At 75.2% G+C, this 20,169-nt stretch carries 17 protein-coding genes; 10 read left to right on the forward strand and 7 right to left on the reverse strand.

Features of this window, described 5'->3' with window-relative positions:
- The first annotated feature begins 75 nt into the window (after positions 1-75).
- Positions 76-2,775 (forward strand): LuxR C-terminal-related transcriptional regulator, encoded by a 2,700-nt coding sequence (locus tag M8330_RS04105; RefSeq protein WP_250826298.1) that lies wholly within the window; start codon positions 76-78, stop codon positions 2,773-2,775.
- Between the two features lie 111 nt (positions 2,776-2,886).
- The gene (locus tag M8330_RS04110; RefSeq protein ID WP_250826299.1) at positions 2,887-3,267 is read left to right on the forward strand and encodes an SHOCT domain-containing protein; all 381 of its coding nucleotides are present in this window, start codon (positions 2,887-2,889) and stop codon (positions 3,265-3,267) included.
- A 184-nt stretch (positions 3,268-3,451) separates the two neighbouring features.
- Here the strand turns inward: M8330_RS04110 and M8330_RS04115 are convergent, their stop codons facing one another.
- The 4 genes from M8330_RS04115 to M8330_RS04130 all read right to left on the reverse strand — a co-directional run bounded on the left by M8330_RS04115 (position 3,452) and on the right by M8330_RS04130 (position 8,999).
- Positions 3,452-5,074, reverse strand: coding sequence for a SulP family inorganic anion transporter (locus M8330_RS04115; protein WP_250826300.1), 1,623 nt, complete (start codon positions 5,072-5,074; stop codon positions 3,452-3,454).
- Between the two features lie 53 nt (positions 5,075-5,127).
- The gene (locus tag M8330_RS04120) at positions 5,128-5,865 is read right to left on the reverse strand and encodes a GAP family protein (RefSeq protein WP_250826301.1); all 738 of its coding nucleotides are present in this window, start codon (positions 5,863-5,865) and stop codon (positions 5,128-5,130) included.
- On the reverse strand, positions 5,862-8,234 hold the full coding sequence (locus tag M8330_RS04125) for an arylsulfatase (protein WP_250826302.1): 2,373 nt from the start codon (positions 8,232-8,234) through the stop codon (positions 5,862-5,864). The genes M8330_RS04120 and M8330_RS04125 overlap by 4 nt, the downstream gene beginning before the upstream one ends.
- A 174-nt stretch (positions 8,235-8,408) precedes the next feature.
- Positions 8,409-8,999: a DUF308 domain-containing protein gene (locus M8330_RS04130; RefSeq protein ID WP_250055359.1), complete on the reverse strand. Its 591-nt coding sequence runs from the start codon at positions 8,997-8,999 to the stop codon at positions 8,409-8,411.
- A 174-nt stretch (positions 9,000-9,173) separates the two neighbouring features.
- On the opposite strand from M8330_RS04130, the gene M8330_RS04135 reads away from it, so the two are divergent.
- The 7 genes from M8330_RS04135 to M8330_RS04165 all read left to right on the forward strand — a co-directional run bounded on the left by M8330_RS04135 (position 9,174) and on the right by M8330_RS04165 (position 17,022).
- Positions 9,174-10,349 (forward strand): AI-2E family transporter, encoded by a 1,176-nt coding sequence (locus M8330_RS04135; RefSeq protein WP_250826303.1) that lies wholly within the window; start codon positions 9,174-9,176, stop codon positions 10,347-10,349.
- A 3-nt stretch (positions 10,350-10,352) separates the two neighbouring features.
- Positions 10,353-11,354 (forward strand): DUF389 domain-containing protein, encoded by a 1,002-nt coding sequence (locus tag M8330_RS04140; RefSeq protein WP_250826304.1) that lies wholly within the window; start codon positions 10,353-10,355, stop codon positions 11,352-11,354.
- Positions 11,355-11,499: 145 nt separating this feature from the next.
- A complete protein-coding gene (locus M8330_RS04145) occupies positions 11,500-11,898 on the forward strand; it encodes a DUF7144 family membrane protein (protein ID WP_250826305.1) in 399 nt (132 codons plus the stop codon).
- A gap of 86 nt (positions 11,899-11,984) precedes the next feature.
- Positions 11,985-12,455: a hypothetical protein gene (locus tag M8330_RS04150; RefSeq protein ID WP_250826306.1), complete on the forward strand. Its 471-nt coding sequence runs from the start codon at positions 11,985-11,987 to the stop codon at positions 12,453-12,455.
- A 130-nt stretch (positions 12,456-12,585) separates the two neighbouring features.
- Positions 12,586-13,509, forward strand: coding sequence for an SUMF1/EgtB/PvdO family nonheme iron enzyme (locus M8330_RS04155; RefSeq protein ID WP_308196236.1), 924 nt, complete (start codon positions 12,586-12,588; stop codon positions 13,507-13,509).
- A 69-nt stretch (positions 13,510-13,578) separates the two neighbouring features.
- Positions 13,579-15,498, forward strand: a complete 1,920-nt coding sequence (locus tag M8330_RS04160) for a helix-turn-helix domain-containing protein (RefSeq protein ID WP_250826308.1) — start codon at positions 13,579-13,581, stop codon at positions 15,496-15,498.
- Between the two features lie 156 nt (positions 15,499-15,654).
- A complete protein-coding gene (locus M8330_RS04165) occupies positions 15,655-17,022 on the forward strand; it encodes an MFS transporter (protein ID WP_250826309.1) in 1,368 nt (455 codons plus the stop codon).
- Between the two features lie 20 nt (positions 17,023-17,042).
- Here M8330_RS04165 and M8330_RS22310 read toward each other — a convergent pair whose 3' ends face one another.
- Positions 17,043-18,017: a VOC family protein gene (locus tag M8330_RS22310; RefSeq protein ID WP_250826310.1), complete on the reverse strand. Its 975-nt coding sequence runs from the start codon at positions 18,015-18,017 to the stop codon at positions 17,043-17,045.
- 71 nt (positions 18,018-18,088) lie between these two features.
- Here M8330_RS22310 and M8330_RS04175 point away from each other — a divergent pair, with 71 nt between their 5' ends.
- Positions 18,089-18,385, forward strand: coding sequence for a hypothetical protein (locus M8330_RS04175; RefSeq protein ID WP_250826311.1), 297 nt, complete (start codon positions 18,089-18,091; stop codon positions 18,383-18,385).
- A gap of 13 nt (positions 18,386-18,398) precedes the next feature.
- On the opposite strand, the gene M8330_RS04180 is transcribed toward M8330_RS04175, so the two are convergent.
- Both M8330_RS04180 and M8330_RS22315 read right to left on the reverse strand, forming a co-directional pair.
- Entirely contained in the window at positions 18,399-18,605 is a 207-nt protein-coding gene (locus M8330_RS04180; RefSeq protein ID WP_250826312.1) for a YgaP family membrane protein, read from the reverse strand.
- Positions 18,606-18,681: 76 nt separating this feature from the next.
- A complete protein-coding gene (locus M8330_RS22315) occupies positions 18,682-20,046 on the reverse strand; it encodes a rhodanese-like domain-containing protein (protein ID WP_250826313.1) in 1,365 nt (454 codons plus the stop codon).
- Positions 20,047-20,169 lie beyond the last annotated feature (123 nt).

Genomic DNA, 20,169 nt, shown 5'->3' on the forward strand with positions numbered 1-20,169 from the left:
CTTTACCTTCCTGCCCAGGAGGGGTCCGTGGTGCCATCGCCCCCGCGGTGCACCGGCCCCGGAACGGGGGCCTGCATGACGTCGGTGGCGGAGCGGACGGTGACCGGGGCCGTCGACCTGGGCTGGACGGTGCCGCGCCCGCGGCTGGAGGCGCGCGTCGACGTGCTGCTGGCCGGTGGGGCGTCCTGGGCCACCCGGTGCCGCGCGCTGCACGTCACCGCGCCCCAGGGCAGCGGCAAGTCGGTGCTGGCCCGCGCGTGGGCCGCCCGCGCCCGTCGCGCTGGGTGGAGCGTCGCGCTGCTCGACCTGGGTGCCGCCCAGGGGGAGACCTCGCTGCTGGCCAGACGGCTCCTCGTCGCGGTCGCCGAGGCCGGGCCCGCCTACCGGGCCGCCGTCACCGACCTCGGCCTGCCCACCGGCGAGGACGACACCGCCTGGGTGGTGGGGCTCGTCGGGGCCCTGGAGCGGGCGCACGCCGTGACCATCGGCAGCGTCACCGGTACCGATCTGGGCGAGGCCGACGGCGCGGAGGACCCCCTCACCGCCCCCGGGCTGCTCCTCGTCCTCGACGGCCTGCACCGGCTGGCCTGCGACGGGGCGACCCGGCAGGTCGACCTCCTGCTGCGACTGGCACCCCGCTCGGTGCGCTTCGTGCTGCTGGGCCGCCGCCCGGCCGACCTGCCCGCGGTGCTCGACCTGGCGGTCGCCGGTCGGTTGCAGCAGCTCTCGGCGCACGACCTGGCGTTCACGCCCGAGGAGCTCGCGGCCGTGTGCCCGACGCTGGGGCCCGAGCAGGTCGACGAGGTCCTCGCGGAGACCCAGGGCTGGCCGGTGCTCGCGCGCACCGAGGCGGCCGCCCGCAGCCTGCCTGAGCCGACGGGCGACGCCTGGCGGCTGCTCGGACGCGACGTGGTGACCGCGTCGCTGGCGGACTGGCTCGGGCCCGAGCCGCTGGCGGAGCCGGTGCGCGACGTCCTGCGCGCCGCGGCCGTGGACGAGGAGGTGCCGCTCGCGCTGCTCGTCGCGGTCTCGGGCCGGGCCGACGCCGGCGCGCTGCTCGACCGGCTGAGCGCGCACTGCTGCCTGGTCTCCCGTGGCGTGGGCTCGATGCCGCGGTACCGCCTGCACGCCGCGGTCCGGTCGCACGTGGAGGCCGAGCACGCCTGCGCCGACCTCGCGGACCTGCGCCGTCGGCACGCGGTCGCGGCCCGGTGGTTCGCCGACGGCCCCGATGGCGCGGACGGTGTCGCGGGCCCCGCCGACCCCGGTGCCGGCCTCGCGGCGCTGCGGCACGCGGTCCGCTCCGGCGAGCACGACCTGGTGGGCGAGGTGCTGCGGGAGATCGGCCCGCGGCTGGTCAACGAGGGGCGCTCCGAGGACCTGCTGACCGTGCTGCCGGCGGAGACGCCGGGGCCGCTGGCCCACTGCGTGCGGGCGCGTGCCCTGCTCGAGGAGGGGCACGCGGCCGAGGCCCGGGTGCTGCTCGACGGCCTCGACCTCGCGGACATCGGTGACGACCACGACCTCGCGGTGCTCACCGAGGCGCTGCGCACCGACCTCGAGCGCGTCGTCGGCGTTCGCGTGAGCGCGCCGGCGGTGGCGCCGCTGGGCTCGCGACCCGACGTCCGGCTCCAGCACGACCTGGCCCGCGTCAACGCGCTGCTGCGCGCCGGGCGGCTCGACGAGGCGGAGCGGGCGCTGGTGGGCGTGCGCCGTCAGGCCCTGGGCCTCGACCGGGCCGGGGCCCGGGTGGCGGCCGAGGAGACCACCGCGCTGCTGGCCGCGGCCCGCTCGGATGCGCGGGGCGCCGCCGCGGCGGCGCGGGAGGGGCTGACCGTGGCGTCCCGGCACGGCTGGTCGCGGCACCGGCGCACCGCCCACCTGCACCTGCTGGCCGGGTGGGCTGCCCGCTCGCGCCTCGACGAGGACGCGGCGCGGGTGCACGCCGGGCTGGCCGTGGAGATGCTGGACGACGGGCACGACGCCACCGTGCGGCTCTGCGTCGCGGCGCTGGCGGCCGTCGCGGGCCTGGACGGCGACGCCGGGGGGCCCGTGGACGCCGAGCGGCTGCACCGCGTGTGGGAGTCGCTGCTCGACGAGGTGGTCGCCCCCGAGGCGGTGGTCTACGTCGCCATGGCGTCGGTCTACGTCTCGCTGGCCACCAACCGCCCCGAGCGCGTCCGCGAGGCGATCGGCGTGCTGCGCGACCGCCTGGGCGACGTGGGGGAGGTGGACGTCGCGGTGGCGGCCGCCGACCTGCTGCGCGGCCAGCGTCGCCGCGCCCACGCGGCGCTGGGCCCGGTGGCCGGCGGCACCCGGGCGTGCGCGGTGCCCGGCACCCAGGTCGAGGCCGCCGCGCTGCTGGTCCGGCTGGAGCTCGAGGACGACAACCACGCCCGAGCCCGGGAACGCTGCCGGGCGCTGCTCGAGGTCGCCGACCGCCTCGGCCTGCCGCGTCCGCTGCTCGACCTCGGGGGCCCGCTGCTCCTGGGGCTGCTCCGCGAGGGGCGTGGCGGCTGGGGTGCCCGCGAGGGCTTCGTCGGGAGCCTGCTCGCCCGCTCCGGCCCGCTGGTGGGGCCGGTGGTGCCCCTCACCGAGCGCGAGCTGGACGTCCTGCGCGAGCTGCCCACCCTCGCCACCGTGGAGGAGATGGCCGACGCGCTGGTGGTCTCGGTCAACACCGTGAAGACCCACCTGCGCGGCGTCTATCGCAAGCTGGGGGTGTCCTCGCGGCGCGACGCGGTGCAGGAGGCGCGTCGCGCCGGTCTGCTCTGAGCACGCGGGCACGGTTCACCCGCGGCGGGTGAGTCCACCCGCGGGCGCCGCTCACGAAGGTGAGTCGTGTCGGACGAGCCACCGTGGCCACCGACAGGAGGAGTAGAGACCATGTCGTTCCTGGACGTCCTCTGGGCCATGTTCATCGCATTCGCCCTCGTCGCATACCTGATGGTGATGTTCTCGATCATCACCGACCTGTTCCGCGACCGGCAGACCAAGGGCTGGGTGAAGGCGGTGTGGGTCGTCTGCCTGATCCTGTTCCCGCTGATCACCTCGCTGGTCTACCTCATCTCCCGCGGGTCGGGGATGGCGGAGCGCACCGTCACCGCCTCCCGCGCGGCCCAGGAGGAGGCCGAGACCTACATCCGCAGCGTCGCGGGCACGGGCGGCGCCGCCGACGAGATCGCGCAGGCCCACCGCCTGCTGGAGTCGGGCGCCATCGACCAGTCGGAGTTCGACGCGCTCAAGGCGCGCGTGCTGGCAGCCTGACCGCGCCGCCGACGGGCACGCCACCGACCGGCACACCACCGACCGGCACACCACCGACCGGCCCGGGGACCGACCCCCTCCGTCCCCCTTCGGATACCGATCCCCGGGCCACCTGCCCCACCGCCCCCGGAGCCGAGCAACGACGCTCGCGCCCGGGGGCGGTGTCGTGTCCCGCCCGGCGCGGTCAGCGCAGGGCCGCGTCGGGGTCGGGGTAGCGGCCGAGCAGGCCGTGACCGTGCCCGGCGCCCAGCGCGGTGTCGCGGACCTGCCCGAGGTCGCCGGCGACTCGGAGCCCGACGCCGGCCCGCGCCAGGTCCTCCGCCAGCCGGTCGAGCATGGCGGCGGCGGTGACGTCGATCGTGGCCACGGACCGGGCGTCGAGCACCACGAGGGGTGGGTCTCCGCGCTGCTCGCTGAGCCCGCGCACGCCGTCCCGCACGTGCGCGGCGTTGGCGAAGGAGAGCGGGCCCTCCACCCGGAGCACCAGGGCCCCGGCCGGTTCCTCGAGCGAGGGGTGGCGTCCCGCGTCCGCCCAGGTGCCGCCCGGCAGACGCACGAGGGGGACCAGATGAGGCCGGGAGGCGCGGGAGAGGAGCAGGACCAGCGAGACCCCGACGCCGACGAGCAGCCCCGGGAGGGTGTCCAGCAGCAGCACGCCCACCAGCGCGGCGACGGCACCCGCGAAGTCGGCACGTGCCGCGGTGGCCGTGCTGGCTGCGCCGGCGGCCCACAGCCGCCTCAGGGCAGCGACGTCGACGAGGTCGACGACGGCAGTGATCACCACGGCGGCGAGCACCGCCTCCGGCAGCGGCTCGAACAGCGGGGTCAGTGCCAGCAGCGTCACGACGGTCAGCCCGGCCGCCGTCACGCCGGAGCGCTGGCTCCGGGCGCCCGCCGCCGCGTTCACCGCCGTCTTGGACAGGCTGCCGTTGACGACCATCCCGCCCAGCAGCCCCGCACCGAGGTTGGCGCCGCCGAGCGCGGTCAGCTCCCGGTCCGGGTCGACCCGGTAGCCGTCCCTGGCGGCGTAGGTCGAGCCTGCGGCCAGACCCTCGACGAAGCCGACGAGCAGGACGCCGGCGGCGGGGCCGAGCAGGTCCAGGTAGTCGCGGGGGTCCGTGCTCGGCAGCGCCGGCCCGGGCAGTCCTGGCTCGATCGCCCCGACCACGGCCACGCCGTGGTCCTCCAGCGCGAGCAGCAGGGCGGCGGCGACGCCCAGCACCACCACGACCAGCGAGCTCGGGACCCGCGGCGCCGTGCGGCGCAGCACCAGGACCACCGCGAGGGCGCTGAGCCCCACCACCGCGGTGGCGGCGTCCAGGTCACCGAGCGAGCGTGCCAGGCCGGCGACGCGGGCGAGGAACCCACCGTCCGCCTTCTCCACGCCCACCAGGGCCGGCACCTGGCCCACGAGGATGGTCAGCGCGAGGCCGACGACGAACCCCTTGAGCACGGGCTCGGAGATGAACGCCGCCAGGAAGCCCAGCCGGCACGCCCCCGCCACGAAGCCCAGGGCGCCCATCACGAGCGCCAGCGTGAGGGCCACCGCGAGGGTGCCGGCCGCGGTGCCGTCGCCGTGCGTCAGCGCGATGCCGGCGCTGAGCGCGGCGGTGGCGGACATGGGGCCCACGACCAGGTGCCGGGACGTGCCCAGCAGGGCGTAGACCAGCAGCGCCGGGACGGCGGCGTAGAGGCCCACCACCGGGGGGAGACCGGCGACCGTGGCGTAGGCCAGCGACTCGGGCACGAGCACCGCCCACACGGTCAGGCCGGCCAGGAGGTCGGGGCGCCAGGCACCGCCCGCCATGCCGGGCGCACGGAGGCGCCGAGTCGGTGTGCGGCCGGCGCCGGCTGTCCGGCTCACCAGGCGACCGCCAGCGCGCGGAGGCCGTCACCCACGAGCTGGGCGCCGAGCACGAGGAACAGCACCAGCATGACCACCCAACCGTGCGCGTCCAGCCACGCCTGCAGCGCGCGGAGGGCGGGCTGCGCGGCCTCACCGGTCACCACCAGCGCGGTGACCGGCACGAGGACGGTCAGGGACCCCACCAGCACGAACACGCCGGTCCCGAGGACCGCACCCGCCCCACCGGGCCCGGCGGGGGGAGCGAGCACGTCGGCCAGGCCGAGGCCGGCCGAGATCGTCAGCCCCAGGTTCTTCGGGTTCACGGTCCCGAGGACCGCCGCCACCAGCGCCACCCGTGGCGGGGGCAGGGAGGCCAGGCCGCGCAGGGCCGCGGGCAGCTCCGCCGGGTGCCCCGGCCGGGGGCGGTGCTGCACCTGCCGGGCGGCCAGGACCCAGAAGAGCACGCCGACCACGGTCGTGACCAGGCCCACGGCCACCCCGGGCTCGCTGCCGTCCACGCCGGCAACAGCACCGGAACCAGGACCGGGATCGAACCAGCCGCTCCCGGCGACCACGACGAGACTCATCAGCGCCGCCAGGCCCGCGGCCCAGCCGACGGCGAAGGCCACCCCACCCGCGCGGGCGCCGGGCGAGCCGAGCACCAGCAGCAGCCCCAGCAGCGGCAGCGGGCTCAGCGCGACCCCCGTGGCCGGGGCGAGCACCGCGCCGAGGACCTCCAGGGCGGTGCTCACTGTCGGCGGTACCGCGCGCGCACGACCATCTCCTCGTCGTGCTCGGCGCCGGGGTCGATGTCGAGCACGACCTGGTGGACGGTCCCCGAGAACCGTCCCTGGGGCGTGGGGTAGCCCGCCACGACCGGGTCGAGGCTGTCGAGGCCGACGTCCAGGCCCTCGTCGAAGGAGAACAGGGCAGGGACGGTCCGCTCGACCCGGCCGCTGCCCAGCACCGTGGCGTCCTCGCCGCGCCCGAGCCGGAACGTGGCGGTGCCGCCGCGGCCCGCCCCTCCGCCGTCGTAGACGAAGTCGAGGACGAGGGTCTGCTCGCCCGCCGGGAGGGCGGACGTGCCACGGACGGTGAAGAGCTCCAGGCCCACGAAGTTGTGGACGTAGACCGGGACCCCGGCGTCCAGGTAGATCACCCAGCCGCCGAACCCGCCGCCCTGGGCGAGGACGACGCCCGAGGCCGGGGCGTCCTCGGGCAGGGTGAGCGAGGCCGTGGCCCGGAAGCTGGTGTTCTTGACGTTGAGCACCGTGTTCTCGTTCAGGCGGGTCATCCCGGGCCGCAGCACCATGCGGGTGCGGTCTCCCACCAGGTCCTGGCGGCCGGCGACCCGGGGGTCGAACCGCTCGCGCTGACGGTCGTCGAGCGGGAGGACGTGGTAGCGGGCCGCCTCGACCAGGAACCGGTCCTGCAGCTCGCGCAGCTTCTCGGGCATCTCGGCCGCGACGTCGTGGGCCTGGGTCCAGTCGCCCGGGGCGTACAGCTCCCAGGTGTCACCGTCGAACGCCGGGACCGGGTAGGTGCGGTCCGGCCAGGGCAGCAGGTGCTGGGTCACCGCGGTCCAGCCGTCGTGGTAGATCCCTCGGTTGCCGGCGATCTCGAAGTACTGGGTGCGGTGCCGCTCGGCCGCGTCCGCGTCGTCCAGCGCGTACAGGAACGAGGTGCCCTCCAGCGGGGCCTGGTCGATGCCGTTGACCGAGGTGGGCACCGGCAGCCCGGCGAGCTCCAGGATGGTGGGCACCACGTCGATGACGTGCGTGAACTGGTGGCGCACCTCGCCGGCCGGGACACGGCCGGGCAGCCGGGCGATCATGCCGGTGCGGGTGCCGCCCCAGTGCGAGGCGACGATCTTGCTCCACTGGTAGGGGGTGTTCATCGCGTGCGCCCAGCCCGCCGGGACGTGGTTGAAGGCCGTGGGGCCGCCCACCTCGTCCAGGCGTTCCTGGATCTGGGCGGTGGTCATGGCCACGTCGTTCTGGTACGCCATCTCGTTGAAGGTGCCGAAGGCGCCGGCCTCCGCGGAGGCGCCGTTGTCGCCGAGGACGTAGAGCACGAGCGTGTCGTCGAGGACGCCCTGCTCCTCCAACGCCCGCAGGAGCCGGTCGACCTGGTCGTCGGCGTGGGTGGCCATGGCGGCGTAGGCCTCGAAGAGCCGGTTGCCGACGCGCCTGCTGTCCTCGTCGAGGTCGGCGTAGAGGGGGATGTGGGGGTTGGGTGCGGTGAGCTCGGCGTCCGGCCCGACCACCCCCAGCTCCTGCTGCCGGGCGAAGGTCCGTGCCCGCTGCTCGTCGTAGCCGTGGTCGAACGCGCCGCGGTAGGAGTCGAGGTAGGACTGCGGAGCGTGGTGCGGGGCGTGCGTGGCGCCGAAGGCGAGGTAGGCGAACCACGGCTTGTCCGGGGTGAGCGCGCCCAGCGTCGAGGTCCACCCGATCACCTGGTCCACCAGGTCCTCGCTGAGGTGGTAGCCCTCCTCCGGCGTCCTCGGCGGCTCGATCGGCGTCGTGCCGTCGACCAGCGCCGGGGTGAACTGGTGCGTGTCGCCACCGAGGAACCCGTAGAACCGGTCGAAGCCCTCGCCGGTCGGCCAGCGGTCGAACGGGCCGGCGGGGCTGGTCTCCCAGGGCGGGGTCTGGTGCATCTTCCCGAACGCGCCGGTGCTGTACCCGTTCATGCGCAGCACCTGCGCCAGCGTCGCGCAGTCGTCGGGCCGGACCCCGGTGTAGCCACGGGCCGCGGTCGCCACCTCGGCGATGACGCCCATGTTCACCGTGTGGTGGTTGCGACCGGTCAGCAGCGCCTGGCGGGTGGGCGAGCAGAGGGCGGTGGTGTGGAAGCGGGTGAACCGGACCCCCTGCGCCGCCATCCGCTCGGCCGTCGGCATCTCGCAGGGACCACCGAAGGCGCTGCTGGCGCCGAACCCCATGTCGTCGATGAGCACGACGAGCACGTTCGGCGCCCCTGCTGGCGGACGCAGCGGGGCCTCCGGCCGGGGCGGCGTGCTGTGCCGGACGTCCACCGGCAGGTCCGCGGGGGACGCGTCGACCCGGCGGGCCCGGCGGAGGGGCAGGTGCGTGCGGTCGGCGTCGGACGGCTGGTTCATCTCGTCTCCCGAGGTGCGAGGACGCCGGGTGGCGGACCTCGTCCACGCGCGAGCCCGGCGCTCCCGGTGCATGCTCGTGCGCCCGCGGGAGCAGGGCGTCACCCGGTGCGGGTGAGGCCGTTCGCGCCCGACGCGTGTCCAGGTGTCTGCCCAGGTGTCTGCCCAGGTGTCTGCCTAGGTCTCCAGCAGGCTCACCGAGGCGCGGCGGGCCAGCAGCCCCACGACCACGAACAGGGCACCCCAGGCGACGAGCGCCAGGCCGATCAGCATGGTCAGACCGGTGGTCGCGCGCCCCGGGTCGAGGATCAGCAGGAAGCCGGCGGCGGCCACCGCTGCCGCGGTGAGCAGACCGAGCAGGCTGGGTCGCAGGGCGGTCAGCACGAGCTGGAGCAGCCCGAGGACCAGCAGCCACGCACCCAGCATCCACGCCAGCGCCGCCGCGGTCTCGAACGGGCGGACGACGGCGATGGCGCCGATCACCACGGCCAGCAGCCCGCCCAGGGCCAGCACGGCCCGCTCGCCGCGTCCGCTGCCCTCGTGCCGTGCGCCCGCGATCGTCAGCACGCCGTCCACCGCGGTCCACAGGCCCACGAGGACCAGCACCACCGAGATCGAGGCTCGCGGCCAGGCCAGCAGCAGGACGCCCGCGACGACGCCGACCGCGCCGCGCGCGGCCAGCAGGCCCCACGGCAGGGGGAACGTCCGGGTGCCGACGACCTCGCCGATGATGATGTCGGGGCTGTCCCCGTGCTGCGGGTGGCTCATGGCGGCGACGCTAGGGAGGCCGCCGGGGGAGCGGGATCGCCCGCTACGGGTGAGGCGCCCGTCCGGCCCGACGGAGGTCACCCCGACGCGCTCGGGATCGCCCACCCGCGACGTGCCGGTGGCCCTAGGCTCGCCGCGAGCCGGGGCGGACCCGGCCGGACGCAGGAGGCACCCATGGACGGCTCACCGGCACCCGCGACCAGTCAGCGGACGGGCTCGGGCGGCCTGCCCCGTGGGGTCCTCATCCTCGTGGGGGCGGCTGCCGCCGTGATCACGATCGCCGGCGTCCGCAGCATCAGCGGGATCGCCGGCCCGGCCTTCCTCGCCGTCGTCCTGGCCATCGCCGCCAGCCCCGTGCGCACGGGGCTCGCCAAGATCGGCGTCCCGCGGTGGCTCGGCACGCTGCTCTCGATCCTCGCGGTCTACGTGCTCATCGTGGTGCTGGCCGGGTCGATGCTCCTGGCCGCCGCCGAGTTCGCCCAGCTGGTGCCCGGCTACCAGGCGCAGTTCGCCGAGCTGGTCGGGCAGGGCGCGGACCTGCTGCGGCGCTTCGGCGTCGACAACCTCCAGGTCAGCGCGATCGTCTCCTCCTTCGACCTGGGCCGCGTGGTCGACATCGTCACCGTGGTGCTCTCGGGCACCGTCTCCCTGGCCACGAACCTGGTCTTCGTCGTGACGCTGGTGCTCTTCGTCTGTCTCGACGCAGGCTCGTTCGGCGAGCAGCTCCAGCGGCTGCACGGGGACCGCCCCGAGTTCGTCGAGGCGCTGGACTCCTTCGCCCGACTGACCCGCACCTACCTGGTGGTCTCCACGATCTTCGGCCTGGTGGTCGCGGTCATCGACATCGGCGTCCTCTACGCCTTCGGCATCCCCGGCGCGCTGCTGTGGGGCCTGCTGGCCTTCATCACCAACTACATCCCGAACATCGGCTTCGTGCTCGGCCTGGTGCCGCCGGCGATCCTCGGCCTGCTCGAGGGCGGCCCCGGCCTGATGCTGGGCGTGATCGTGGCCTACTCGGTGATCAACGTCGTGATCCAGTCGGTCATCCAGCCCAAGCTCGTCGGCGACGCCGTCGGTCTCTCCGCCAGCATCACCTTCCTCTCCCTCGTCGTGTGGGCGTGGATCCTCGGGCCGGTGGGCGCCGTGCTCGCCGTGCCGCTCACGCTGCTGGTCCGCTGCCTGTTCGTCGACGTCGACCCCGGGGCGCGCTGGTTCGGCGGTCTCATCGGCGTGCCGGCGTCCGTGCCCTCGGCGGGGGCGGCCGTCGCCGACTCCGCGCGGGCCCTGGTCGACCCGGACGAGGAGACGGGCCCGGCCGCCGGGGCGGCCCGTCGCGACGAGCAGGCCTGAGCCGTGCGGGTCCCGGGGATCACGCCGCTCACCGACGCCGACGTCCACCGGATCACCGGGTCGTTCTTCCTGGAGGGCCCCGACCGCGGGCGCGTCCTCTCCGCCTTCTGGGTGCTGCTGGTCCTCTCCGCGGTGATCGCGGCCGCCGGCGTCATCGCGGACTCCGTGGCGACCGTCATCGGTGCCATGATCGTGGCGCCCCTGATGCGGCCGATCCTCGGGACCGCCTGCGCCGTGGTGCTGGCGCGGCACCGGCAGATCGTGCTCAACGTGCTGCTCGTGGTGGCCGGTGCGGCCAGCGTGGTGCTGGTGGGCTACCTCCTGGGCGCCCTCGTGCAGCTGCCCGTCACCGCCGACACCAACAGCCAGGTCGCGGGCCGGGTGAGCCCCCGGCTGATCGACCTGGTCGCGGCCCTGGCCACCGGCGTGGTCGGTGCGTACGCGCTGACGAGGGCCGACGTCGCCGACAGCCTGCCCGGCGTGGCGATCGCGATCTCGCTGGTGCCGCCGCTGGCCGTCGTGGGGCTCACGCTGGAGTCCGGCGAGCCCGGGCAGGCGGCGGGTGCCCTGCTGCTCTTCGGCACCAACGTCGCCGCGATCATCGCGACCGGCACCCTCGTGCTGCTGGTGGCCAGGTTCCGGCACGCGGCCCAGGAGGCCGGGGTGCCCGTCCGACGACTGGCCGGGCGCTCGCTGGTCATCGTGATCGCCTCCGTGCTGGTGGTCTCCGTGCCGCTGGCGGTGGGCAGCCGCACGGTGCTGCGCGAGCAGCTGGTCGTGGCCGACGCCGAGCCCGTCGCGCGTGCGTGGGCCGACGGCCAGGGCTGGGAGCTCACCGACGTGGAGCTGCGCAACGGCACGCTCGTCGTCGTCGTGATCGGCCCGGAGGCCCGGCCCGACCTCGCGGGGCTCCGCCCCCTGCTGGACGAGGCGGGGCTGGCCGACGTCGACCTCGACGTCACCTTCCTCGCCGGCGACTCGGTGCTCCAGCCGGCCACGGCCTGACCGCCACGTCCTGCCCCCCACGCCCTGACCGCCACGCCCTGACCGCCACGCCCTGACCGCCACGCCCTGACCGCCACGCCCTGACCGCCACGCCCTGACCGCCACGCCCTGACCGCCACGTCCCACCCCGCCACCAGGAGGAACCGTGCCCCGCAAGCCCCGCCCGACCCTGTGGGTCGGCCCCATCGCCTTCGCCGCCGTGATGATCGCCGTGGCCGGCCTGTTCAACGTGCTCACCGGGCTCACCGCGATCGCCACCGACGACGTGTACGTCACGGGCTCGCGGACCCTCCTCGTCCTGGACGTCACCGCGTGGGGCTGGGTGCACCTGGTCACCGGGGTCCTCCTCCTGGCGACCGGCGTGATGACGCTGGCGGGGCGGCTCTGGGCGCGGCTGGCCGCGCTGGCGCTGGTGGTGCTGAACCTGCTCACGCAGCTGGTGCTGCTCCCGGCGACCCCGTACGCCTCGATGGTGACCATCGCGCTCGAGGTGGTCGTCGTGTGGGCGATCCTGGTCCACGGCGAGGAGCTGGAGAACCTCTGAGCGAGGCGCCCCGGGACCCGGGAACATCCGGGGCCGCCGGCGCGGTTGTGCCGGAGACCCACGTTCCCGCGACCCCCGGTGTGCCCATGCCTCTCTCCCGACTCCGCGCCGCGCTCGGCCTCCCGTCCGAGGCCAGGGCCGTCACCGACGGGTGCCGGGACGCCGCGGGCGAGCGGGAGCAGGACGAGCCGGCGTGCGTGGCGCTGGTGCGTGCTCACCGGGCGTGCGCCCAGGACGCCCTCGCCGAGGCGTTGGGCGGGCAGTCGCTGTGCCACCTGGCGCGCTCCGGCCACCCGCTGCCCGCGGCGAAGTTCCACGAGGGCGCGGTGACCGCGCTCGGCCTCGTGCTGCGCGAGCAGCGTCGTCGTCTCGCGGCACCGGCCGAGGACACGACGCTGCTGGTCGTCGTCGAGCAGGTGCGGGACGCCTGGTGGGCGGAGCAGGCGCCGCTGGCGGCCCGTGGCCCGGCGTGGGACGCCTACGCCACCGGCGGCGACGAGGCCCTCAAGGACCTCCTCGAGGAGCTGGCGGCCGGCACCGGCGAGCCGTCTCGCTGACTCTGCGGCACCGGCCGGTAGGTTGCCCGCAGGACGCGTCCGGCGTCCCTCGGAGGTGAGCGGAGTGTCCTGCTGCTCCCCGGGTGCGCGCGGTGCCGGTGGGACCCCCGTCCCCGGTGCGTCGTCGCCGGTGGCACCGGAGGCTCCTCCCGCGCCGCTGTCCTCGGCACCGGCGGGCGCCTGGTGCCCGGTCGAGGAGGGCTCGTTCCGCATGGGCACCGACGACCCCGGCTACCCCGCGGACGGCGAGTCGCCGGCCCACGAGGTGGTGCTCGGTGCGTACCGCATCGCGGCGCACACGGTCACCAACCGGCAGTTCGCCGCCTTCGTCGCCGCCACCGGGCACGTGACCACCGCCGAGGAGGTCGGCACCTCGTTCGTGTTCGCGGGCCTCCTGCCCGACGACTTCCGGCCCACCCGCGGCGTGGCCGCCGCACCCTGGTGGCGCGAGGTCCCCGGCGCCTCCTGGCAGCAGCCCGAGGGCCGGGGGAGCCACGTGCGCGACCGCGGCCGCCACCCCGTCGTCCACGTGAGCTGGTTCGACGCCGTGGCCTTCGCCGCGTGGAGCGGTACCCGGCTCCCGACCGAGGCGGAGTGGGAGCGCGCGGCCCGCGGTGGGCGCGACGGCGACCACTTCCCGTGGGGGCAGGAGCGGGAACCCGCAGGCGAGCACCGGATGAACGTCTTCCAGGGCAGCTTCCCGCAGCAGGACACGGGCGCGGACGGGTGGGTGGGCACCTGCCCGGTCGGCTCCTACCCGGCCAACGGGCTGGGGCTGCACGAGGTCACGGGCAACGTCTGGGAGTGGTGCGCGGACTGGTTCGCCGACGACACCTACCGACGTCGGGCCGCCGCAGCCGTGCGCGACCCGCGCGGGCCCTCCAGCGGGCAGGCGCGGGTGCTGCGGGGCGGCTCCTACCTGTGCCACGACAGCTACTGCCGCCGGTACCGCGTCGACGCCCGCAGCTCGAGCACCCCGGACTCCAGCGCGGGCAACGTCGGCTTCCGGGTCGTCGCCCTCGAGCCGGGTTCCTCGGTGGCACCGCTCGTGTGACCCCGATGAGTCGCGTGAACCGGGTGTGACGCAGGTGTGACGCAGGGCACGGACGGGCATGCTCCACCGGTGCTCGTGACGCCCGCCCCCACCTTCCTCGACCTCCTGGTCGACGGAGCGCCCCTGTCCCGCTTCGACGAGCTGCTGGGGGCCGACCCCGACCCCGAGACCCGCCGCCGACGCGACCTCGCCCTCACCCTGCGCGACCTCATGGCCCGTCGCGGCGCGCGCGAGGCGGAGCTCCTGGCGCTGTACGAGACGGCCGGCGACCTCACCGCCATCCGCGACGTCGACACCATCCTGGCCGCGATCGTGCGTCGGGCCCGCCAGCTGCTGCACGCCGACATGACCTACCTGTCCCTCAACGAGGCCGACGAGGGTGGCGGGGCCTCCTACATGAAGGTCACCGACGGAGCGCTGACCGCCGAGTTCAGGCGGCTGCGTCTCCCGCTCGGCACCGGGCTGCTGGGCCTCGTCGCGCAGACGGGCCAGCCGTACTTCACCAGCGACTACCAGCACGACGAGCGGTTCGTGCACCGCCGCGAGATCGACGACGCGGTCGGCGGGGAGCTGATCCGCGCCATCCTCGGCGTCCCGCTGCTCGTCGACGGCCGCGTCATCGGCACCCTGCTCGCGACCCACCGCACGGTGCGGCGCTTCCCGCCCGAGGAGGTCTCGCTGCTGACCTCCTTCGCCGCGCACGCGGCGGTGGCGCTGGAGAACGCGCGGCTCTTCGTCGAGCTGGACGAGGCCCACCACCGTCTCCGCGAGCACGCCCGCGGGGTCGAGCAGGCGGCCCGCGCCCACGACCGGCTCACGCGCGTGCTGCTGCACGGCGGCGACCTGGCCGACGTGGTCACCACGCTCGCCGAGGCGCTCGACGGCCGCCTCACCATCCTGGACGACGGCGGGGCACTGCTCGCCGGGTCCGGCCCCGTCCCGGCGGACTGGCCCTCGGCCGACCTCGTCGCCCGCGCCGGCCAGGCCGGCCGTGCCGTCGTCGTGCCCGCGCCGGCCGTCGTGGTGGCGCCCGCGATGGCGGGCCCCGACCACCTGGCCACCCTCGTGCTGGAGGTCTCGGAGCAGCTCACCGAGGCCGGCACACGCACGCTCGAGCGCGGCGCGATGGCCGCGGCGCTCGTGCTGCTCGGCGACCGGGCGGCCGAGGCCGCCGAGGAACGCCTGGGCTGGGCGCTGCTGGCCGACGTGCTCGCCGGCCCCGGTCTGGACCCTCTCGCCACCGGTGGGTCCGGTGCTGCCGCGCCCGAGGAACACGACGGTGACCGGGCCCGCCGCCGTCAGCGGGCCCGACGGCACCGGGTCCTGCTGGACCAGGGCTGCGTGGTCGCGGTGGCCGAGGTCGAGGGTCTGGACCGTGCCGCGACGGCCCGGGTCGCCGGCCGGGTCGCCCGCGACCTGCACGGCCTGGTCGGCGAGCAGCACGGCCGCCTCGTCCTGCTCGCCACCGGGCCCGGGCTGGAGCCGCTGCGGGTGGGGGAGCGGCTGCGCGAGGCGCTGGCCTCGGCCCTCACCGACCCGGAGGGCAGCGTCACCGTGGGGGTCGTCGAGGGGCCTGCCGACCCGGTCGGGCCCGGGGTCGCCGAGGCGGTCGCCGAGGCGGACGGCTGCCTGCGCGCCCAGCTGGCCCTGGGACGCACCGGGACGGTGGTCGACCCGGCGGGCCTCGGCGTGGCGCGGCTCCTGCTGGGGCGCAGCGGCCCCGAGGAGCTCGACGCGTTCGTGAGCCGGGTGCTGGGCCCCGTCCTCGAGCACGACGAGGCCCGCGGCAGCGACCTGCGCACGACCCTCGAGGCGTGGTTCGCGGCCGGCGGCCGGGCACCCGCCGCAGCCCGCAGCCTGCACGTGCACGCCAACACCGTGGCCCAGCGGCTGGCCCGGGTCGATGCGCTCCTGGGGGAGCGGTGGCGCGAGCCGGAGCACGCCCTGGACCTGCAGCTCGCCCTGCGGGTGCGGCGGCTGCGCACCTGACCGACGCCCTCCCGGGCGCGGTGTGTCGTCGACACACCGCGCGGTGCGAACGGTGTGTCGGCCACACCTCGCGCCGGGAGCGACGGCGTTCCTACCGTGGCTGGCTGTGACCGACGCCACGTGTGCCGGTCGAGACGGAGCGATGAGAGGAACCCCATGAGCAGCGACGTGACCACGGCGCAGACCGGCACCCGACCCCCAGGCGGCGAGGGCGGCTCCCGCACCCCGATCGTCAAGGTGGTGTTCGCGTCCCTCGTCGGCACCGCGGTGGAGTGGTACGACTTCTTCCTCTACGGCTCGGCGGCCGCCCTGGTCTTCGGCACCCTGTTCTTCCCCTCCTCCGACCCGGTCACCGGCACCCTGCTCGCGTTCGGCACCTACGCGCTGGGCTTCGTGGCCCGGCCCCTGGGCGGCGTCGTGTTCGGGCACTTCGGTGACCGCGTCGGCCGCAAGAAGATGCTCGTGGTCGCCCTGCTGATGATGGGCGCCTCGACCTTCGCGATCGGCCTGCTGCCGACCTACGCCTCGATCGGCCTGGGGGCGCCGATCCTGCTGCTGGCCTGCCGGCTGCTCCAGGGCTTCGCCGTCGGCGGCGAGTGGGGCGGTGCGGTGCTGATGGCCGCCGAGCACGGCGACCCCGCGCGTCGCGGGTTCTGGTCCTCGTGGCCGCAGGCCGGCGTGCCGCTGGGCAACCTGCTGGCCACGGCGGTGCTGTTCATCCTCGCGGCCGTGCAGAGCGACGAGACCTTCGAGGCGTGGGGCTGGCGTGTGCCGTTCCTGCTCTCGGCCGTGCTGGTCATCATCGGCCTGTGGGTGCGCCTGCAGCTGGAGGAGTCGAAGGTCTACAGCGACGCGAAGGCCGAGATGGCCGCCCGTACGCAGGAGGCGCCCTCCCTGCCCATCGTCCAGGTGCTGCGTCAGTACCCCCGTGAGGTCCTGGTCGCCATGGGCATGCGGATGGCGGAGAACATCTCCTACTACATCTTCACCGTCGTGGTCCTGACCTACGCCAAGGACTTCGCGGACGTCGGCACCGACCTCATCCTCCAGATGCTCCTCATCGGTGCTGCCGGGCAGTTCTTCCTGATCCCCGCGGTCGGTGCCCTCTCCGACCGCGTCGGCCGGCGCCCGCTCTACCTGATCGGGGCCGTGGGCGTCGCGGTGTGGGCCTTCCCGTTCCTGCACCTGGCGACCTCCGGCGAGCCCGGCAAGGTGCTGCTGGCCGTGGCGGTCGGCCTGTTCTTCCACTCGCTGATGTACTCGCCGCAGGCGGCGTTCTTCTCCGAGCTGTTCGGCACCACCGTGCGCTACACCGGCGCCTCCGTCGGCTACCAGCTGGCCTCGATCGTGGCCGGCGCCCTCGCGCCGATCATCGCGGTGCAGCTGCTCACCACCGGCGACGGGGACAACACCACCGCGGTGGCCCTCTACGTGGTCGCCGCCTCCGTCATCACCGTGGTCGCGGTGCTCGCGGCCAAGGAGACGGCGAAGACGTCACTGGCGCACGACCGCGCGCTGGACTGACCCCTGTCGCGCCGGGTCGGTCAGGCCTGCACCGTCACCACCACCGTCGTCCTCCAGGGATCGGTGGTGGTGACGGTGTCGCCGTCGCGCTCGGCGGCCACGCCGGCCTCCTCCAGCCGCGTCGCGAGGGCGTCGAGCTCGCCTACGTCCGGCACCGCGAGGCGGACGACGCGCAGCCCGAGGCTGTCGGGTCGTTGCCCGGCCCCGGCGGCCGTCCAGGTGTTCACGCCGAGGTGGTGGTGGTACCCGCCGGCCGACAGGAAGATCGCGCCGTCGGTCCGGGCAGTGAGGGCGAGCCCGAGCGCGTCCTGGTAGAAGGCGCGGGCCTCCTCGAGGTCGCCGGCCCGCAGGTGCAGGTGGCCCAGTGTCACGCCGTCGGGGGTCGCGGTGAGGTCGGCCTCGTCGAGGTTCTCGCCGATGAACGCGTTCGGGTCCAGTGGCGCGCTGCCCATCGTCACGCCCTCCTCGGTCCACTCCCAGCCCTCGACCGGGCGGTCCAGGTACAGCTCCACGCCGTTGCCGTCGGGGTCGCCGAGGTAGAACGCCAGGCTCACGGTGTGGTCGGCCGAGCCCTGGTAGGCCGCCCCGGCGATCTGGGAGGAGCGCAGCAGCGCCGGCGCCAGCTCCGAGGCCTCGTCGTAGAGGAAGGCCGAGTGGTAGAGCCCGGCCTCCGACGGGTCGTCGGCGGGGGCGTCGTCGACCACCAGTCGCAGCAGCCCGGTGCCGTCGCTGCCGAGCAGCGTCGCCTCGTCCGTGCGCTCGAGGACCTCCAGGCCGACCCCGCGCGTGTAGAAGCGCCGCAGCCCCGGCTCGTCGGCGGTGGTGATCTCCACCGCGCCCAGGTGGGTCCCGGCGGCCAGGGCGGACGTCGGCGGGGTGCCGTCGGCCGAGACGGCCCGGTCGCCGGTGCCATCCTCGCCGCACGCGGCGAGCAGGGCGAGGGTGGCCGCGGCGGCGGTCGTGGTGGCGGCGCGGCGAAGCTGGCGGGTGGTCACGCCCCGACGATACAAGATTCAACTAACGCGCGGGCGGGGTGCGCCAGGGCCTGGCGCGCCAGGCTGCTCCCGTGGCAGGCAGAGCGGCGGAACCGACCGACGACGGGCGCTGGATCGTGGTCGACGGGCGTCGCTGGCGCGCGACCGACCCCGACGTCCCCGGGGCTCGTCGTGACGAGCTGACCAAGATCCTCATGGCCTGGCGCCGCGAGGTCCGGCGGACGCGCGGGACGGACGAGGAGCGAGCCGCGCGCGACGGCGTCCGGGCCGCCAAGGTGGCGCTGGGGGAGCGCGGCACGCCCTGGTGGGAGCAGAGCCCGGCCGAGCGGGAGGCGCGGTGGTCCGCCCACGTCCCCGACCCTCGCTGAGGGTGCTGCTGCGTCAGTGCTTGCCGGCGCCCGTGCTCAGGCGGAACGGGGCGTAGAGCGGGCAGACGCCCACTGCGGAGGTCGCCGCCATCACGGCGGCGAGGACGTACAGGATGATCGACGCGACGCCCACCGGACCGACGAGCACGCCGATCACGAGCAGGAGCGGTGCGATCACGAAGCCGCGGACGCGGCGGTCGAGCAGACCCATGTTGCGCATGTGGAGGACCTTTCGCTGGTGCCGGCGGGGTGCCGGCGGGGTGCCGGCGGGGTGCTGACGGGGTGCTGGTGACGGATCAGGCTGACGCGGTGAGCCCGAGCTCGCCGGCGCGGTCGTAGTCGTCGTCGACCAGGACGACGTCTCGGCCGGCGCGGTCGAGCAGGCTGGCCGCGATCGAGGCGCGGAAGCCGGACTGGCAGTGGACCCAGACCTGGCCGGCGGGCACGTCGTCGAGGCGGTCGAGCAGCTCGTGCAGCGGCACGTGCACCGAGCCGGGGATCTCGGAGGCCAGGTGCTCGGAGTCCATCCGCACGTCGAGCACGAGCGGGGCCTCGCCGTCCTTGATCCGGGTGGCCAGGGCCTCGAAGTCGACCGTCTCGTAGGAGGCGGCATCGCCCGCGGTCAGGTCGGCAATGGCGCCGACGGCCGCACCGGCCGGACGCTCGATGCCGATGCGCACGAGCTGGCGCTGGGCGGCGGCCACGTCCTCGGCCGTCCCGGCGATCAGGGTCAGCGGGGTGCCCCAGGGGAGGATCCAGCCGAGGTAGGTGGAGAAGGCGCCGGAGATGTCGACCGAGATCGACCCGGGCACGTGCGCGGCGGGGTAGAGCTTCCGGTCCCGCAGGTCGACGACCCAGTGGCCGGCCTCGACGGCGGCGCGCAGGCCGGCGGCGTCCACGCTCTCGGGGGCGCTGAGGTCCGGCTCGGCCGGGCCCTCCAGGTTTCGCGGGGCCATGTGGGCGTAGTAGGCGGGGTAGGCCGCCAGTGCCGCGACGAGGCCGTCGACGAAGCTCTGCTCGTCGGGTGTGGTCAGGGCGTCGTTGCGCGCCTTCTCGGTGCCGATCGTCGAGCCGTCGCCGCCGGTCGCGGAGCCGGCCGAGCAGAAGCTGCCGAAGCCGTGCGTGGGGTAGAGCGGGGCCTCGTCGGGCAGCATCTCGGCCAGCTTGTGCGCGGTGCGGTACTGGGCGCGGGCGAGGGTGTCGGTGTGGTCGGGGCCGAGCAGGTCCGGGCGGCCCACCGAGCCGTAGAGCAGCGAGCCGCCGGTGAACACCGCCGGGTTCTCCGTGCCCGGGGTGGCGATCACGAAGCCCAGGTGGGTGTGGGTGTGGCCGGGCGTGGACACGACCTTCACCTCGAGGTCGCCGTAGGTGCGGACGTCCCCGTCGCTGACGCCGACGCGCTCGAAGGCGACCGGGTCCTCGGCGTTGACCAGGTAGTCGGCACCGGTCTCCTGCGCCAGGTGGTAGCCGCCGGTGACGTAGTCGTTGTGGATGTGCGTCTCGGCCACCGCGACGACGCGGACGCCGATCTCGGCGGCGCGGGCGGTGACCCGGTCGGTGTCGCGCTGGGGGTCGATCACGACGGCGACGGCGCCGTCGTGGGCGAGGTAGCTGCGGTCTCCGAGCTCGCTGGTCTCGATGATCTCGACGGTGAGGGGCACCGGGTCCTCCTGTGGTGGGACGGGGGCGGGCCAGCCGTGCGGCTGGTCTGTCGATGGTCCGAACATAACCCCCCATGGGGTTGTTCCCACAATGTACGGACCTTTTCTCGGATTGTCGACGGC

This window comes from Nocardioides bruguierae (genome assembly GCF_023656415.1).
GTDB classification, from domain to species: Bacteria; Actinomycetota; Actinomycetes; order Propionibacteriales; family Nocardioidaceae; genus Nocardioides; species Nocardioides bruguierae.